Origin of the sequence: Micromonospora sp. CPCC 205558 (genome assembly GCF_036902955.1) — a bacterium.
Taxonomy (GTDB): Bacteria; Actinomycetota; Actinomycetes; order Mycobacteriales; family Micromonosporaceae; genus Micromonospora.
Genome location: NZ_JBAKHR010000012.1, coordinates 86,708 through 104,100, shown reverse-complemented (window position 1 = coordinate 104,100; position 17,393 = coordinate 86,708). Strand labels below are relative to the sequence as shown.

The following is a 17,393-nucleotide window of genomic DNA, read 5'->3' as shown; positions in this document are numbered from 1 at the left end:
GGCCCCGGGCTCCGCCGGCTAGCTGACCTGGGCGACCGGCGCGGGGCGGCGCTTGATCTCCTCCATGAACGGAAACCGGGCGGTCAGCTCGGCGGCCGTCAGGCCGGCCCGCCAGGCCGCAGCCACCTGGGCGACCTGCACCAGGTCCATGACGTCACCGCGCGCGAGAACCTCTCCCGCGACCCGGATGTCGATCATGAAGTATCGGGCCTGCGATCCCAGCCCCACGCAGACCACGCCCTCGTCGGAGTGCAGCTCAGCACAGGTGAACCGGGCCCGCCCCTGCTCGGGTGCGGTCACCCGGCCGACATCGAGCCCCTGGCGGGCAGCGGTTTCGATGAGCGCGGGGGCCAGGCCACCCCGCTCGACCAGATCCGGGTAGAGGCGCACACCCAGCGCCGTCGACGCCTCGCTCATGACTGACTCCCACTTCCTTGTGACAGAGACCAGCAGCGCGCAGGTTACGGGAAAGTTTCCGGCACGCCTCGTCATCCTGTCCCGGGTGGACGCCCCTCGGCAATAGGAAGGGTCGATTCGACCGCTATCGAGTAACGCCGGGCCGCGCCGAACTCCTTCGATGGGTCAGCGCCGTCCACCTCGGAGGCATCGATCGATCCCACCGTGACGACCGGGCCCGGCGCTTCTCCGCTCACTGGCCAGCATCGGGCGGTAACGGACGGTCGTGATATTGGAAACAGTCTTGACAGAAAGACACTATATCGACATGCTTCGCTTTAGAGAGCGCTCTCTATCCTGGTAGACCGCTTCCACCACCCCCACGCTGAGGAGCCTCCCGTGTTCACAGCCCGGCCCAGCCCGCGCTTCCGCCCCCTCGCACTCCTGGTGGTCGCCATCGTCGCGACCACGACGGCGCTCGTCCTCCCGGCGCACCCCGACCGGGCCGAGGCCGCCATCGGCCCGATCAGCTGGCAGGACGAGTTCAACTCCCCCGCCGGCACGCCCGTCGACCAGAACAAGTGGCGGTTCGACATCGGGGGCGGCGGCTGGGGCAACAACGAGCGGCAGTACTACACGAACAGCACCAGCAACGCCGTCCACGACGGCCAGGGCAACCTGGTCATCACCGCCCGCCGGGACAACCCCGCCAACTACCAGTGCCACTACGGGCGCTGCGAGTACACGTCGGCGCGGTTGCTGACGGCGGCCACCTTCACCCAGACGTACGGGCGATTCGAGGCCCGGATCAAGATCCCGCGCGGTCAGGGCATCTGGCCGGCCTTCTGGATGCTCGGCACCGGCGGCGGGTGGCCCGACGCTGGCGAGATCGACGTCATGGAGAACATCGGCCGGGAGCCGAACACCGTCTACGGCACCGTGCACGGGCCCGGCTACTCCGGCGGTGGCGGCATCACGGGCAGCCGCACCCTCGGTGCGCCGCTCGCCGACACCTTCCACACCTACCGGGTGGACTGGGAACCGAACGTGATCACCTGGTACGTCGACGGGGTGCAGTACCACCGGGTCGACCCCGCCCGGCTGGGCGGTAGCCGCTGGGTGTTCGACCACCCCTTCTTCATGATCCTCAACGTGGCGGTCGGTGGTAACTGGCCCGGCTACCCGGACGGCTCGACCCAGTTCCCGCAGCAGATGCTCGTCGACTACGTCCGGGTTTCCAGCTACACCTCGGGCGGGGGCGACCCGGCTCCCGGCACCAGCCGGATCAGGGGTGCGCAGAGCGGTCGTTGCATCGACATCCCCGGCGCCAACCCGGTCGAGGGCGCCAAACTCCAGATCTGGGACTGCAACACCACGGCGGCCCAGAGCTGGACCTTCGCCTCCGACGGAACCATCCGCGCGATGGGCAAGTGCATGGACCCGGCCTGGGCCGGCACCGCCAACGGCACCGAGGTCAACCTGGTCAGCTGCAACGGCAATACCGCGCAACGCTTCACCCTCAACGCCTCCGGCGACCTGGTCAACCTCAACGCCAACAAGTGCGTGGACGTACGGGAGGCCAATCCCAACAACGGCGGCAAGCTGCACCTGTGGGACTGCCTCGGCGCCGCCAACCAGAAGTGGTCTCGCATCTGACGACACGGGCACCGAACGGTGGGCCGTCCGAGAACAGTTCGGGCGGCCCACCGCCGTACGCGGACCTCCGCAGACCGGATTGTTCGATGGGTGGGGAGGCCAGGCTCACGCCCACTATGTTCGGATTAGTCCAGAATCCGGCAGTTCCAGGAGTGAGCTCATGTCGCACCACCTCGACACCCCCCTCGCCGCCCAGGGCGGTCAGCTGTTCCTCAACGACCTGTTCGTGTTCAACGGCGACCGCGCCACGGTGTTCGTCATGGACGTCAACAGCTCGGTGACCAAGGCCGACATCAAGCGCGGCTTCCACGCCGAGGCACGCTACGAAATCAAGATTCATATCAATGGGGCCGAGATGGAGGACCTGACCTACCGGTTCGCCTTCGGCGAGCTTGACGGCGACGCCCGGCAGGCCTTCCAGTTGTACGAGCTCACCGGAGCCGACGCCCGCGACGACGCCGCGATGGGCACCCCCGTCGCCCAGGGGCGAACCGGCGAGGTGACGGCCGGCAGCAACGTACGGATCTGGGCCGGCCGAATCACCGACCCCTTCTTCATCGATCTCGACGAACTCGCCACCATCAACGGCGCGGTCAAGAACGGTTCGCGGGTGGACCGTTCAGCGTGGCGGGTCGACCAGGCCAAGAACAGCTTCGCCGGCACCACGGTCGAGTCGATCGTCCTTGAGGTCTCCCATGACGAGCCGCTGCTGCGCGACGGCACTGAGATCGGCGTGTGGTGCCGCACCATGCTGGCCACCGACGCCGGCGGGTGGCGCCAGATCAACCGCGCCGGCCACCCCATGATGTGGCCGATCTTCTGGCCCCACGACACCGACTTCTCCGACCCCGCCAACTTCCGGCACCCCGGCAGCGACCTCGCCGAAGGCGGCGAGGAGATCGCCAACGCGGTCGCCGGGGTCGTCAAGGCGAACGGCACCGCCGCGGACCCGCAGGCGTACGGCTGGAGCGTCGCCCGGCAGCTCTACCCCGACCTGCTGTCGTACAAGGTCGGCACGGCCGCGAACTTCGGCTTCGCGGCCCGCAACGGGCGCGGCCTGGCCGACAACGCACCCGAGGTGATGTTCTCCCTGGTCCTCAACACGGGCACCACGTCCGGCCTCACCGCGGAGGTCACGAAGGCCGCCCGCGCCGCTACCTTCCCGTACGTGGTCCCGGCCTGAACGATCACCGATCAACCGCCGGCGGACCGACCTCCCCGGTCACGCCGGGGAGGTCGGCCCGCTGAGACGGAGAAAGCCGTCAGCCCTCGATGTCCCGAGGGTCACGGCTACGGGGGTAGGTGTTCTTCTCCCCGATCGTGCCGTCCTGCTTCTTGATCACGTGTTCGACGCCCCGGTCGGCCGCCATCTCGCGGCCCTGGGCCTGCGCGTCGGCCTTCACGTCATGCGTGCTGCTGGCCCGCTCGTGACCCTCGGGCTTGTTCTTCCACTGCCCGTCCTCGTGGTACGTCTCGACGTCACCCTTGACCATGGCCGGCTCCCTCCCTGCGTCTGCGCTGTCCCCCGAATCAGTGCCCCGAGCCGTGCCGGGCAAACCGCGTTCCTCAGGAGACGGTCGGGCAGTTGTTGCTCACCCGCCGCAGGATCTGCTCGCGTTCGTCGGTGGTGATGCCCGACGCCGTACCGTCGAAGTGGGTCTCGACCTTGTCCCAACCGCGTCGCTGTTCGTAGTGCAGGTGCGGCGCACCGGAGTTGCCGGTGCTGCCGAGCCGCCCGATCTGGTCACCCTGGGCGACCTTCTGACCGACCTTCACCAGTGGCGGTTCGAGCATGTGCAGGTACTGCGTCTCCCACTTGCCGCCGTGGTCGATCTTCACCCAGTAGCCGCCGCCGCGCCCCCGTGGGCCGTCCGGGTTCTCCGGGGTACGGCCGCCCAGCGAGCCGTTGATGCCCGCCACGGTGACCGTTCCGGCGTACGACGCGAGCACCGGCCGCCCCCACGACTCACCCTCGATCGGGAAGAAGTCGACGTCGTAGTCGTCGTGGCCGGGGTAGGTGCTGAGCTGCCATGTCTCGCCACAGGCCACCGGCATCTGGAAGAGCGGGCGCGGCCCGGCCGGGCGCAGCATCGGCACCGTGACCACCGCGATGCCGAGGACGGCCGCCACGGCGACGAGCGCGAGGAGGACGCGGATGGCACGGCTTCGAGGGCGGCGGTGGGAACGGGCTCTGGTGGGGCGGCCGGTCGTCACCGGCCCGAGCATGGCAGATGCCGGCAACCGCTCAGCTTCGAGGCCGCGCCCCACACCCGTTTACATTGCAGTCGCATCGTAAACGGGATACGGTCGAATCCAATGCAGTTGTATTGCAACTGACTACCGTCCCGAGCGAGAAGGACGACCATGATCGACGCGAAGACGCCGTCCAGGGCACGGATGGGCCCGCTGCTGCGCCGAGCGGCGCGGGCCGAGGCCGCGACCTGGCGCAGCCTGTACGTGTGGGCGCGCCGCAACCCGCTGCCGCTGGAACCCGGCGACGAGCCGTTCGGTTACCTCGGTGTGGTCAAGCCGATCCTGGGCATCTTCATCGGTCTCTCGGTCGTGGAGATCCCGATCTTCGACGTCGTGGTCACCCACGTGGTGCCGTGGCGGCCCGCGCGGTGGATCGTGCTCGGCCTCGGCATCTGGGGTCTGCTCTGGATGATCGGCCTGTTCGCCAGCATGACCATCCATCCCCACGTCGTCGGCGACCGTGGCCTGCGGGTGCGGCTCAGCTCGGGCATCGACATCTTCATCCCGTGGACGGACGTCAAGGCGCTGCGCAAGCGCTACCGTTCGCTGCCGTCGAGCAGGTCGGTGCAGGTCGAGCAGGAGGGCGACCGCCGGGTGGTGTCCATCTCGGTCGGCAGCCAGACAAGCGTTGACGTCCTGTTGCGCCGGCCGCTGACCTTCGACCTGCCCAGGGGCGGGTCCGCGCCGACGAACGAGCTGCGACTGTACGCCGACGACCCGGACGGCCTGCTGCGCAGTGCGCGGGGCACGCCCGCGAGCAGCACCGTCAGCCGCTGATCGTCAAAGCTGGCGGGGCATCCGGGTCAACCACTGTGAAACGATCGAGGCCATGCCGAAGAAGGTCGACCACCAGGAGCGACGCACCCTCATCGCGGACGCGTTGATGCGGGTCGCCGCAGCTCAGGGGCTGGAGGCCGTCAGCCTCCGACACGTCGCCGCCGCGGCCGGTGTGTCCGCCGGCATGGTCCAGCACTACTTCCGGACCAAGGACGAGATGATGACGTTCGCGTTGAGCGTGGTCCGCGAGCGCAGCCAGATCCGGGTCACCGAGGCGGTGGCGGGGCTGGGTGCGAACCCACCGCCTCGGCTGCTGCTGCGGACCCTGCTCGCCGCGCTGCTGCCCCTCGACGAGCGCACCCGCGACGACGGGCGGGTGGCGCTCGCGTTCCTCGCCTACACGGCGGTGCGTCCGGCCGCCGCGACCGGCCTGCACGACGACACCGCGCAGTTCACCGGGTTCATCGCCAGCCTCCTGCCCGACCGGCACGACGCCGCCGCCGCGGCCGGTCTGCTGGCGCTGATGGAAGGGCTGGGTGTCTACCTGCTGGGCGGGCAGTACACCGCCGAGCAGGCGCTGGGTGCGCTGGACGCCCACCTGGACCTGCTCTTCGGCTGATCGCGGCACAGCTGAGCGTCAGGTGAGCGGCGACGGCGACTCGGCGCCGGGGATCGTCAGCGCCGGCGTACCCGACCCGTCCGCCGGGACGCTCCACACGTCGGGTTGGCCGTCGTCGCGGCGCAGCGCGTAGGCAAGCGTCACGCTGTCCAGCCAGGCGGCCTGGTCATCGACGCTGCGGGTCTCCGCGGTCGCGGTGACCCGCATGCTCGACAGGTCGAGGACCGACAACCGCCAGCCCTTCGCCGGGTCGGCGTCGATCGCCTCCTTGAACGCGAGCCGGGTGCCGTCCGGTGACAGCGACGGGCACTCGACGTTGTCCTTGAGCGTTTCGACGGTGCGGGCGGCGACGTCACCCCGGACGAGGTATCGCCTGCCCCCGGTGGACATCGTCGCGTAGAAACGGTTGTCGTCGGCGGTGAAGGTGACGCCCCAGTAGTTGACGTCCGGGTTGCGGTGACGGCGGCCGTCCTTCGTGATCGCGAAGTCTTCGAGCGATGTCACAGTGGCGCCGGTGAGGGTGTCGAGGATCCCGGTGCGGGTGGAGAAGCCACTGGAGGTGTACGAGTCGCCGCCGACGAACGTCGTCCAGGAGACCATCCGGCCGGAGGCCGAGACCCGGGCCCGGTTCGGCAGACCGGGCACACCGACCGCCCGGGTCTGGCGCAGCTCCGCGTCGAGCACGACAACCTGGTACGACCACGCGGTCTCCGGTTTCAGGCAGACCCCGGTGCCGGCTGCGGCGTACACCCGGAGGCATTCCAGACCGGCGACCGTGCGCGGCCCGGCGGGGTCGGTCGCGGCGACGGTGGAGACGTGCCGGTCGGTGATCGCCAGCAGGCGCGGCCCGGGTGCCAGGCTGACCGCCCGCTCGCCGCCGACGGGCGGTGGTGTCCGGGGATCCCGCGCGGCCGTGGCGGCGTAGCCGGCCGCCACCGTGCCCAGCAGCACGGCCGAGGCGACCACCACGCCGAGCTTCGCTCGGGTCGACATCGCGGTCATCGGAGCACCTTCCGGGTGGTGGGTCGGGACGGGGAGGTCAGCAGGAGCAGCGTGCCGACCAGGACGCCGGCGACGGCCACCGCCGCCGCGCGGGCCGCGTTCTGCGGTCCCCACGCCTGCCAGGCCAGACCGAACAGCACTGAGGAGACGAGGTACGCCAGGGCCTGCCCGGTCTGTACCAGCGCGATTCCGGTCGTCCGCAGTCGCGCCGGCAGCACCGGCCCGGCGAGCGCGATGAGCACGCCGTCGGTGGCCGCGTAGAAGGCGCCGTACAGCGTCAGCGCCAGGGCGATCAGTGGCCAACCGTCGACCGGGCCGGCCAGCAGCAGGTACGTCGCACCGAGGGCGGTGTAGCCGCCGATCACCACGGGCAGGCGACCGACCCGGTCGGCGAGCGCGCCGAGCGGGGCGGCGAGCACCAGGTAGGCCAGGCTGGTCCCCACCGCGAGCAGCGGAAACCAGCGCAGACCGAGGTCCATCCGGCGCTGCAGCAGCAGGTAGACGAAGCCGTCCCCGATGGTGGCCAGGCCGAGCATCGCGGCGGCCAGCACCAATCGCCGGGCAGGCCCGCCGCGCAGCAGGCCGAACGCCTCGCGGACGGACACCTTCGGGTCGTCCGGCCCGTCCGCCGCCTCGCCGTCCGCTGCCGGACCGGCGGGCCGTTCCCGGACGAAGAGCACCAGCACCACGACGGCCAGTGCGGCGATGCAGAAGCTGGTGACGAAGACCGCGTCGTACGACTGCCCGACGACCAGCAGCACCGCGAACGCGGCGAGCGGCCCGAGGAACGCGCCGAAGCTGTCCATCGCCCGGTGCACCCCGAACGCCCGACCCAGCGCCTCGGGCGGGGTGGAGAGGGTGATCAGGGCGTCGCGTGGGGCGCTGCGCACGCCCTTGCCGAGCCGGTCGACGGCGATGACGGCACCGATCGCCGGGATCGACCGGCCGGCGAGCAGCAGTCCGAGTTTCGCCACCCCGGAGAGCGCGTACCCGAGGCCGGCGATCAGTTTGCGCCGCCGGAACCGGTCGGCGGCGAAACCACCGACGACCCGCAACAGCGCGGTGGCGCCGGTGTGGACGCCGTCCAGCACACCGAAGGCCACCGGGCTGAGGTTCAGGCCCAGCACCAGGTAGAGGGGCAGGACCGCGGCCACCATCTCGGCCGACACGTCGGTGATCAGGCTGACCGTGCCGAGCGCGATGACGTTGCCGCTGACCATCGCGAACCGGCCACGTCGGGGCCCCGATCCGGGCGGGTCGGCGACCGGTCGGGAGACGGTCGACAGGTACACGAGCATCTCCTCGGATCGACGGCTGACGGGCAGCCATCGTCCGTACTCAGCGCAGTGGGCACAACGGACCGTCGGTGGCCTCCGGGCGAGGGCCGGGTGAACGGGTGTCCAACAGCGAGGTGTTCGCCTGCCGGGACGCGGTGTTCATCCGCTCGTCGCTCGCCGGCCCATCGACCTTCCTACATTCGTTGCGCTCTTCCCACGAGGTAAGGAGTCCTGGATGGACATTCGATTCCCCCGTCCGTCGGTGACGCTGGGGGTGGTCGCGGTGATCGTCGCCGCGACCGCCGCCGTCGTCGTGAGCGGCGCTGGCGCGGCGTCGGCGGCGAGCGTGACCTTCACGCCGGTCGCCGACACCTACGTCCAGAGCGACACGGCCAGCACCAACTACGGCACGTCCACGCAGGTCGTGGTCGACAACTCACCGGTGCGGCGCTCGTTCCTGCGCTTCACCGTGAGCGGTGTCAGCGGCACGGTGACCGCCGCCACGTTGCGACTGCGCACGATCAGCGGCAACAGCGGCAGCGACGCCGGCGGCACGTTCCGCCGGATGTCCAATACCACCTGGTCGGAGACCGGCACCACCTGGAACAACCAGCCGGCCATCGACGGGGCCACGCTCGGCACGATCGGCGCGGTCAGCGGCAACACCTGGTACGAGGTCGATGTCACGGCCGCGGTCACCGGCAACGGTACGTACAGTTTCGGCGCCACCTCGACCAGCGGCGATGGCGCCTACTACGACACCCGCGAGAGCGGGCCGGACGCCCCGCAGCTGGTGGTCACCACCGGGACCACCACGCCGCCCTCGTCGGGCGACCCGGTCTTCGTCGGCGCCGGCGACATCGCCGACTCGGGCTCCGGCGACAGTGCCACCGCTGCGCTGCTCGACACCATCCCGGGAACGGTCTTCACCACCGGCGACAACGTCTACGACAGTGGGACGGCGTCGCAGTTCAACAGCTACTACGAGCCCACCTGGGGTCGACACAAGTCCCGTACCCGTCCGTCGCCGGGCAACCACGACTACAACACGTCGGGCGCGACCGGCTACTACAACTACTTCGGTACGTCCGCCGGCCCGAGCGGTCGCGGCTACTACTCGTACGACCTCGGCAACTGGCACATCGTGTCGCTGAACTCGAACATCAGCATGTCGGCCGGATCGACGCAGGAGCAGTGGCTGCGCGCGGACCTGGCCGCCAGCGGCAAGCCGTGCACGCTCGCGTACTGGCACCACCCGCTGTTCACGTCCAGCTCCAACCACGCGCCGTCGACGTCGACGCGTCCGCTGTACCAGGCCCTCTACGACTACAACGCCGACGTCGTGGTGTGGGGGCACAACCACGTGTACGAGCGGTTCGCCCCGATGAACCCGTCCGGTGCCGCCGACTCCAGCCGGGGGATGCGCAGCTTCGTCGCCGGGATGGGCGGTGCCGGTCACTACAGCTTCGGCACCATTCAGCCCAACAGCGAGGCGCGCAACAGCTCGGCGTGGGGTGTCCTGAAGTTCACCCTGCACTCGGGCAGCTACGACTGGCAGTTCGTGCCGGTGGCCGGGCAGACCTACGCCGACAGCGGCACCGGCACCTGCCACTGAACGGTGGGTCCCGCCGCGTCGTTCGCGGCGCGGCGGGACCACCACCCGCCCCAGCCCGCCGCACGCCGCTCCCTCGCCGGATCGAGATCTTGGACAGTTTCCGTTACGCCGTAACGGAAACTGTCCAAGATCTACGGGATCGTCGTCGGGCGGCGCCGTCTTGCGGGACATCGGGCGGCGACTGAGGGCGACCACGGACAGGTGCGGCACCGTTGAAGCGAAACGACGCGTGCCCCGGCCCGTAGGACGGGCCGGGGCACACGTGCGGACGGACCAGGCGTCAGCGGGCCGTGCCGGCGCGACGCTTGTTGTAGACGTCGAAGGCGACCGCGACGAGCAGGACCAGACCCTTCACCACCGACTGGGTCGACTGGTCGATGCCCATCAGCTGCATGCCGTTGCTCATCACCGCCATGATCAGACCACCGACCATCGCGCCGACCACGGTGCCCACGCCACCGGTAACGGCCGCGCCGCCAATGAAGGCCGCGGCGATGGCGTCCAGCTCGAACATGTTGCCGGCGGCAGGCTGCGCGCCGTTGGACCGCGACGAGTAGATGACGCCAGCCACCGCCGCCAGGAAGCCCATGTTGACGAACATCCAGAAGTTGACGGTGCGGACCTTCACCCCGGACAGCGCCGCCGCCGACAGGTTGCCGCCGATCGCGTAGACCTGGCGACCGAAGACGGTACGGCGGGTGAGCAGGCCGTAGACCAGCACCAGCACCGCCAGGATGATCAGCACGATCGGCAGCCCTCGGGCGTGCGCCAGCTGCCAGGCGAAGTACATGAGGACCGCGCCGACCAGCACGACCCGGGCGACGAACAGCGGGAACGACTCGACCGGCTGCTGGTAGCGGATACGTGCCACGCGGGTGCGGAAGCCGCTGACCGCGTAACCGGCCACGGCGATGGCGCCGATCAGCAACGTGAAGGCGTCGAAGCCCTCCCCGCCGAGCAGGCCGTTGAGGAAGCCCGCCGCGACCTGCTGGTATTCGGAGGGGAACGGGGACAGCGAGATGTTGTCGAGCACCCGCAGGGTGAGACCCCGGAACAGCAGCATGCCGGCCAGGGTCACGATGAAGGCCGGGATGCCCGCGTACGCCACCCAGAACCCGTGCCAGGCGCCGACCGCGACACCGACGACCAGCGCGGCCACGACGCCGATCCACCAGGGATGGCCCTGCTGGATCACCAGGACGGCGGAGACCGCTCCGGTGAGCGCGACGACCGAACCGACCGACAGGTCGATGTGCCCGCCGATGATCAGGATGACCATCCCGATCGCGAGAACCAGGATGTACGAGTACTGGAGGACGATGTTGGTGATGTTGCCGGGGCTCAGCAACACCCCGTCGGTCAGGACCGCGAAGAGGGCGACGATGACGACCAGGGCGACGTAGATCCCGCTCTGCCGCAGGTTGTTCAACACCAGCGCCCGGAGGTCGTTCGTCCCGCTGTGCAGGGCGGCGGTGGGCGTGCTGTCCGGGGGCGTGGGGCGCTCCGTCGAAGGGGTCTTGATGCTGGTCATCCGACGAGCTCCTTGTCCTTGGTCATCAGCTCCATGAGGCTCTCCTGAGTCGCCTCGGCCACCGGCATCTCGCCGGTGATCCGGCCGGCGGCGAGGGTGTAGATGCGGTCGCACATTCCGAGCAGCTCCGGCAGCTCGGAGGAGATGACGATCACCGCCTTACCGGCCGCCACCAGCCGGTTGATGATCGTGTAGATCTCGTACTTGGCGCCGACGTCGATCCCGCGGGTGGGTTCGTCGAGGATCAACACGTCCGGGTCGGTGAACAGCCACTTCGACAGCACCACCTTCTGCTGGTTGCCGCCGGAGAGCTTGCCGACCACCGCCATGACGCTCGGCGTCCGGATGTTCATCTCCTTGCGGCTCGTCTCGGCAACCTTGATCTCCTCGTTGCCGTTCACCCAGCCCAGGCGGGACAGCCGGTCCAACGCGGCGGCGGACACGTTGCGCCGCACGTCGTCGATGAGGTTGAGGCCGTAGCGCTTACGGTCCTCGGTGACGTAGGCGATGCCGTTGTCGATCGCCTCGGCGACGGTGCGCGCGTGCACCTCCCGCCCGTGGACGAAGAGTCGGCCCCGGATGTCGCGCCCGTAGGACCGACCGAACACGCTCATGGCCAGCTCGGTGCGCCCGGCCCCCATCAGGCCCGCGATGCCGACGACCTCACCGGCGCGTACGGACAGGCCGACGCCCTCGACGACCATCCGGTCCTGGACCGGGTGCCGCACCGTCCAGTCCTCGATGCGGAGGACCTCGTCACCGGGGGACGACTCGCGGTCGGGGTAGAAGCTGTCCAGGTCGCGCCCGACCATGCCCCGGATGATCCGCTGCTGGTTCACGTCGTCGGACTTCATGTCGAGGGTCTCCACCGCGCGCCCGTCGCGGATCACGGTGGTGGAGTCGGCGATGGCGGTGATCTCGTTGAGCTTGTGCGAGATCATGATGCAGGTGATGCCCTGCTCCTTGAGGGCCCGCAACAGGTCGAGCAGGTGCGCCGAGTCGATGTCGTTGAGCGCGGCCGTCGGCTCGTCCAGGATGAGCAGGCGCACCTTCTTCGACAGCGCCTTGGCGATCTCCACCAGCTGCTGCTTGCCGACGCCGAGCTGGATGACCGGGGTGACCGGGTTCTCGTGCAACCCGACGGACGCCAGCAGCTTCGCCGCTTCGGCGTTGGCGAAGTTCCAGTCGATGAGCCCGCTGCGGCCACGCCGCTCGTTGCCGAGGAAGATGTTCTCCGCGATCGACAGGTACGGCACCAGGGCGAGCTCCTGGTGGATGATGACGATGCCGTTGGCCTCGCTGTCGCGGATGCCGCGGAACTGCATCGGCTTGCCGTCGAAGAAGATTTCGCCGTCGTACGAGCCGGACGGGTAGACGCCGGACAGCACCTTCATCAGGGTGGACTTGCCGGCGCCGTTCTCACCGCAGATGGCGTGGATCTCGCCGCGGCGCACTGCGAGGGTGACGTCCTCCAGCGCGGTCACGCCGGGGAAGGTCTTGGTGATGCGACGCATCTCGAGGATGGTGTCGTCCATTGTCACTGTCCTCCGTCAGGTCTGGACGCGGTACACGCCCAGGCGTCGGGCCCGGCGGTGACCGCCGGGCCCGACGAGTGGCTTACTTCTTGGCCTGACCGGCGGCGACCTCTTCCGCCGTCCAGTAGCCGGAGTCGATCAGCGTCGCCTTGATGTCGTCCTTGTAGACGGTCGCGATCGGCAGCAGGTACGACGGGACGACCTTGACGCCGTTGTTGTACGTCTGGGTGTCGTTGGCCTGCGGCTGCTTCTTCTGCAGGAATGCCTCGGCCGCGTTCACGGCCTGCTCGGCCAGCAGTCGGGTGTCCTTGAAGACAGTGGAGTTCTGCACGCCGTCGTTGATCAGCTTGATCGAGGCGATCTCCGCGTCCTGGCCGGTCACCACCGGGAGCTTCTTGGCGCCCTTGCCGTAACCGGCGTTCTGCAGGGCGGTGATGATGCCGCGGGAGATGCCGTCGTACGGCGACAGCACCCCGTCGACCTTCGAGCCGTCGTTGTAGGCCGAGGTCAGCAGGTTCTCCATCCGCTTCTGCGCGGTCTCCTGCTGCCACCGCAGGATGGCGACCTGCTCGGGGGTGGTCTGCTTGGACTTGACGACCAGCGTGCCGTCTTCGATGAACGGCTTCAGGGTGTCCATCGCGCCGCTGAAGAAGTACTGGGTGTTGTTGTCATCCAGCGACCCGGCGAAGAGCTCGACGTTCAGCGGCCCCTTGGCCGTGCCCTTCGAACCGTCCTTGTTCAGCAGGCCGAGACCGACGAGCAGCGCGGTGCCCTGGGCGACGCCGACCTTGTAGTTGTCGAAGCTGACGTAGAAGTCGACGTCCTTGCTGCCGCGGATCAGCCGGTCGTAGGAGATGACCGGGATCTTCGCGGCGGCTGCGGCCTGCAACTGGCTGTTGAGCGCAGTGCCGTCGATCGCCGCGATGACCAGAACATCAGCGCCCTGGGTGATCATCTGGTCGACCTGCTGCGACTGCGTGGGGATGTCGTCACCGGCGTACTGGAGGTCGACCTTGTAACCCTTGGCCTCCAGCTTCGACTTGACCGCGTTGCCGTCGGCGATCCACCGCTCCGAGGTCTGGGTCGGCATCGACACACCGATGGTCAAATCGCTGGGCTTGTCGCTGCTGGTGTCGCCACCGCTGCCCGCACCCCCGCCGCTGCACGCCGCCAAGCTCAGCGCCAGTGCCGCGCCGCCGAGAGCAACCAGGAATTTCCTGCCCACGGGCTTCTCCTCTCTGGACTCCCCCGCCGACTGCCGGGGCCAACTGTCATCTTTCGGGTAGTGTTAGCGCTCACAAACATTGCGTCAACACCTGATCCGAAATACCGGTGTCACGGTCTCGTAACGGAGCATCCGGGCGAGCGTAGCCATCCGGTCGAGCGGCCGGAAGAGCAGGACGCGACAACTCAGCGTGGTCGTCACAGCACCGACAGAACGATGCCCGCGGACGACGTCTGTCGTCCGCGGGCACCAGCGCTACTGCCGGATCAGGTGGGTCGCCGGGACCTCGGCGGTCGGCGGACCCGATCGGCTACCGCTGCGACCACCGCTGGTTGGCCGCCCCGGTGCAGGTCCAGAGGATCACCGTGGTGCCGTTGGCCGTGCCGTTGTTGTTGACGTCCAGGCAGAGCCCCGACTGCGCTCCACTGATCGTGCCGTTGGCGTTGACCGCCCACTGCTGGTTGGCCCCGCCGTTGCAGTCCCAGATCTGCACCTTGACGCCGGCCGTGGCGTTGAGGGGCGCGTCGAGGCACTTGCCGAGGGCCTGCAGGGTCTGACCACTGCGGGTCCAGCGCTGGTTGGCGGCGCCGTTGCAGTCCCAGATGACCGGCTGCGTGCCGTTGGCGGTGTTGCTGTTCGGCACGTCGAGGCAGCGGCCGGAGGCGGCGCTTGCGTACGCGCTCGCCGTGGTCGGCGGGGGCGTCGTCGTTCCGCCACCGCTGACCCGGTACACCACCGTGCCGTGCGCCGGGACGCTGGCGCTGATGGTTCCGCTGCTGGAGTTGGTACCGCCGGTCCACGCGTCCACCAGCGTGAACGACGAGCCGGACTTGCCGATCGCCGCGGCCGTGGTCGAGATCGTCGTCGTCGAGCCGCCCTGGTTGAAGAGGGCGACGGCGACGTCACCGTTGGCGAGCCGCTTGGCCAGCACCCGGCGCGTGCCGTCGAACGACACCTGCGTCCCCTGCAACCCGAGCGAGTCCTGGTTGATCGCGATCAGGTTGGCGTTCTTCAGGATGGTCTGCGTCGCGGAGTTCATGTTCCGCACGTCGTTGCCGGCGATCAGCGGAGACGCCATGATCGCCCACATCGCGAAGTGGCTGCGCATCTCCGTGTCGTTCATGCCGCCGCGGCCGACCTCCATCATGTCCGGGTCGTTGAACCCACCCGGCCTCGCGTAGGACGCCAGCGGAACGGTCACGTTGATGATGTTCTGGATGCCCATCGGGTAGCCGTTGGTCTGGCCGGTGTCCCACGCGTTGGTGATGTCCTCGGTGGTTCGCCACATGTTGGCCACGTCGCCCCAGTTGCGCTGCGGGCCGGTCTTGGCGTGGATGCTGTTGGGGTTGATGCTGTAGACGATCGGCCGGCCGGTGGCGGCCAGCGCGTCACGCATCTTGGCGAAGGTGGTCACCTGGTCGTTGATGCTGCCCTCGGGTGAGCACCAGTCGTACTTGAGGAAGTCGACACCCCAGGCGGCGAACTGGCGGGCATCCTGCACCTCGTGACCCCGGCTGCCGGTCGCGCCCGGGTAGGAGCCGAAGTACTGTGCGCAGGTCTTGTCGACCGGCACCTGGTAGAGGCCGAACTTCAGGTTCCGGGCGTGCAGGTAGTCGCCGAGTGCCTTCATTCCGCTGGGGAACCGGCCGGGGTCGCCCTGGATGTTGCCGGAGCTGTCCCGGTTGGGGTTGAACCAGCAGTCGTCGACGACGACGTAGTTGTAGCCCAGGTCCCGCATACCGCTGCTGACGATCGCGTCCGCCGTCTGCCGGATCAGCGCCTCGTTGATGTTGCAGCCGAACGAGTTCCACGAATTCCACCCCATGGGGGGAGTGCGCGCCACGCCGTTGTCGAGTGCCTGCGCCGTCGGGGCGCGAAGGCCGACCAGTGCGCCGGCGAGCAGTATTCCGGCGGCCAGTACGCTCCCCCAGCGACGACCTCGGGTAGTGCGGTTCATCGAGCCTCCTTGTCGGTGGCGCCCGCCCGTGACTACGATCCCCGGTTGGTGCGCCGATAGTCGTACACCAATTTTGTTAGCGTTAACAGAGACGCTCATCATGTTACGGCGACATTTCACGAGGTTCAATACCTTCACGGTGCCGTATCGTTCGGGGTCGATTGACTACACACCGCAACCCATCGAGTCACGTCATACCGATGACAAAGGCCGGGAATTGGCGCAGGCATGCGCAAGCCCAGACCCGCTCAGCGGAAAGCGGGCGGGACTGCCGCTGGGTGCTCCGGCCGTCAGCGCCGCGGTGGGGCGACACTCTGGCGGGCGACCAGCGCCGGGGCGACGGTCTGCCGCAGCGCCCCACCGGTGCCCGACTCGATCTGGGACAGCAGCATCTGCAGGCTCGCCCGCGCCACCGCGTCGAAGTCCGGTCGGACGGTGGTCAGCGGCGGAATGAAGTACGCCGCCTCCGGCACGTCATCGAAGCCGACCACACTGATCTCGTCCGGCACCCGCCGGCCGAACTCGTGCAGCGCCCGAAGCACGCCCAGCGCGAGATGGTCGTTGGCAGTGAAGACGGCGGTGACCTCCGGCATCCGCGCCAACATCTGCCCGCACCGGTAACCCGACGCCGCGGACCAGTCCCCCGGCATCGGCGGCGGCGGATCCACCCCGGCGGCCAGCAGCGCCTGCCGCCAGCCGTCGATCCGACCGACGCTGTCGAACCAGTCGGTCGGCCCGGAGACGTGCCAGACGGTACGGTGCCCGGCGTCGAGGAGATGTTGCGTCGCCGCCCGCGCGCCCGCCACCTGGTCGACAGTCACCAGCGGCACCGGTCGGCTCGGGTCACCGTCGACCGTGACCAGCGGGACATCCTTGGGCAGGCGCTCCAGCGCCTCACCGGCCGACTCGACCGGGGCGATGACCACAATGCCGGCGACCCGGTGCGACAGGTGCCGCTCGACGGCCGCCGAGATGGAGCGGTGGTCGAGATTTCGCACGCTGCCGACACTGACCGCGAAGCCCTCTTCGGCGGCGGTCTGCTCCAACGCGGCCAGCAGTGACGCCGGACCGTAGAGCGTCGTGTTCTGCGCGACCACACCGATGACCTGCGATCGACCGGTCACCAGGGCGCGCGCCGCGCCATTGGGTCGATAGCCGAGTTCGGCGATCGCCGCGCGCACCCGAAGCCGGGTCTGCTCACGGACGTTGGGGTGCCCGTTGAGCACCCGCGACACCGTCTGATGGGAGACACCGGCGAGACGAGCAACGTCCGTCATCGCGGGACCGTGGACGGCCATTTCACTCCCCCCGCTACATCGCCGGCCCGCAGCCCGTCGACGTCGACTGGAGCGGCCCGGCCCGATCCCCCTCGCTCAGTCACCACGCCGGTGCTGAATCCCAGGTGACCAGCGCTGGATCGCCGATAGTCTACGCCAGCAAGGGCCTCAAACACGGCATGGCTCTGTCGGGACTGCGCGACGCGCCGAAGCCGCCCAACGCAGTGCCCACCGGGAGTACGCGGCCAACCGGCGCGACGCACGGTCCCGACA

Annotated in this window: 15 protein-coding genes; 5 read left to right on the top strand and 10 right to left on the bottom strand. The window is 69.0% G+C overall.

Features of this window, described 5'->3' with window-relative positions; all coding sequences use genetic code 11:
* Positions 1 to 18: 18 nt before the first annotated feature.
* The gene (locus tag V6U86_RS16440; protein ID WP_334504064.1) at positions 19 to 417 is read right to left on the bottom strand and encodes a hypothetical protein; all 399 of its coding nucleotides are present in this window, start codon (positions 415 to 417) and stop codon (positions 19 to 21) included.
* A 378-nt stretch (positions 418 to 795) separates the two neighbouring features.
* Here V6U86_RS16440 and V6U86_RS16435 point away from each other — a divergent pair, with 378 nt between their 5' ends.
* Together V6U86_RS16435 and V6U86_RS16430 are read left to right on the top strand one after the other, a co-directional pair.
* Positions 796 to 2,052, top strand: coding sequence for a family 16 glycosylhydrolase (locus tag V6U86_RS16435; protein ID WP_334504062.1), 1,257 nt, complete (start codon positions 796 to 798; stop codon positions 2,050 to 2,052).
* A gap of 160 nt (positions 2,053 to 2,212) precedes the next feature.
* Complete coding sequence (locus tag V6U86_RS16430; protein ID WP_334504060.1) at positions 2,213 to 3,235, top strand: DUF4331 family protein; 1,023 nt, start codon at positions 2,213 to 2,215, stop codon at positions 3,233 to 3,235.
* 79 nt (positions 3,236 to 3,314) lie between these two features.
* Here V6U86_RS16430 and V6U86_RS16425 read toward each other — a convergent pair whose 3' ends face one another.
* Both V6U86_RS16425 and V6U86_RS16420 read right to left on the bottom strand, forming a co-directional pair.
* Entirely contained in the window at positions 3,315 to 3,545 is a 231-nt protein-coding gene (locus V6U86_RS16425; RefSeq protein WP_334504058.1) for a DUF2188 domain-containing protein, read from the bottom strand.
* A gap of 73 nt (positions 3,546 to 3,618) precedes the next feature.
* Complete coding sequence (locus V6U86_RS16420) at positions 3,619 to 4,278, bottom strand: M23 family metallopeptidase (protein ID WP_334504342.1); 660 nt, start codon at positions 4,276 to 4,278, stop codon at positions 3,619 to 3,621.
* Positions 4,279 to 4,416: 138 nt separating this feature from the next.
* Between V6U86_RS16420 and V6U86_RS16415 the strand changes: the two genes are divergently transcribed.
* Both V6U86_RS16415 and V6U86_RS16410 read left to right on the top strand, forming a co-directional pair.
* A complete protein-coding gene (locus V6U86_RS16415) occupies positions 4,417 to 5,082 on the top strand; it encodes a hypothetical protein (RefSeq protein ID WP_334504056.1) in 666 nt (221 codons plus the stop codon).
* Between the two features lie 52 nt (positions 5,083 to 5,134).
* Positions 5,135 to 5,701 carry a TetR family transcriptional regulator C-terminal domain-containing protein gene (locus V6U86_RS16410; protein ID WP_334504054.1) on the top strand — a complete coding sequence of 189 codons (567 nt, stop codon included), beginning with the start codon at positions 5,135 to 5,137 and terminating at the stop codon, positions 5,699 to 5,701.
* Between the two features lie 18 nt (positions 5,702 to 5,719).
* Here V6U86_RS16410 and V6U86_RS16405 read toward each other — a convergent pair whose 3' ends face one another.
* A complete protein-coding gene (locus V6U86_RS16405) occupies positions 5,720 to 6,703 on the bottom strand; it encodes a TolB family protein (protein ID WP_334504052.1) in 984 nt (327 codons plus the stop codon).
* On the bottom strand, positions 6,700 to 8,001 hold the full coding sequence (locus V6U86_RS16400; protein WP_442934948.1) for an MFS transporter: 1,302 nt from the start codon (positions 7,999 to 8,001) through the stop codon (positions 6,700 to 6,702). Before V6U86_RS16400 ends, V6U86_RS16405 begins: the two co-directional genes overlap by 4 nt.
* Positions 8,002 to 8,215: 214 nt before the next feature.
* Between V6U86_RS16400 and V6U86_RS16395 the strand changes: the two genes are divergently transcribed.
* The gene (locus tag V6U86_RS16395; RefSeq protein WP_334504047.1) at positions 8,216 to 9,595 is read left to right on the top strand and encodes a CBM96 family carbohydrate-binding protein; all 1,380 of its coding nucleotides are present in this window, start codon (positions 8,216 to 8,218) and stop codon (positions 9,593 to 9,595) included.
* 280 nt (positions 9,596 to 9,875) lie between these two features.
* On the opposite strand, the gene mmsB is transcribed toward V6U86_RS16395, so the two are convergent.
* The 5 genes from mmsB to V6U86_RS16370 form a co-directional block, all read right to left on the bottom strand.
* The gene (gene mmsB, locus V6U86_RS16390) at positions 9,876 to 11,126 is read right to left on the bottom strand and encodes a multiple monosaccharide ABC transporter permease (protein ID WP_334504044.1); all 1,251 of its coding nucleotides are present in this window, start codon (positions 11,124 to 11,126) and stop codon (positions 9,876 to 9,878) included.
* Positions 11,123 to 12,661, bottom strand: coding sequence for a multiple monosaccharide ABC transporter ATP-binding protein (gene mmsA / locus V6U86_RS16385; RefSeq protein WP_334504041.1), 1,539 nt, complete (start codon positions 12,659 to 12,661; stop codon positions 11,123 to 11,125). Before mmsA ends, mmsB begins: the two co-directional genes overlap by 4 nt.
* 82 nt (positions 12,662 to 12,743) lie before the next feature.
* A complete protein-coding gene (gene chvE / locus V6U86_RS16380; RefSeq protein ID WP_334504039.1) occupies positions 12,744 to 13,886 on the bottom strand; it encodes a multiple monosaccharide ABC transporter substrate-binding protein in 1,143 nt (380 codons plus the stop codon).
* A gap of 310 nt (positions 13,887 to 14,196) precedes the next feature.
* Complete coding sequence (locus V6U86_RS16375) at positions 14,197 to 15,843, bottom strand: glycoside hydrolase family 27 protein (protein ID WP_334504037.1); 1,647 nt, start codon at positions 15,841 to 15,843, stop codon at positions 14,197 to 14,199.
* Positions 15,844 to 16,133: 290 nt separating this feature from the next.
* On the bottom strand, positions 16,134 to 17,120 hold the full coding sequence (locus tag V6U86_RS16370) for a LacI family DNA-binding transcriptional regulator (protein WP_334504035.1): 987 nt from the start codon (positions 17,118 to 17,120) through the stop codon (positions 16,134 to 16,136).
* Between the last annotated feature and the right edge of the window lie 273 nt (positions 17,121 to 17,393).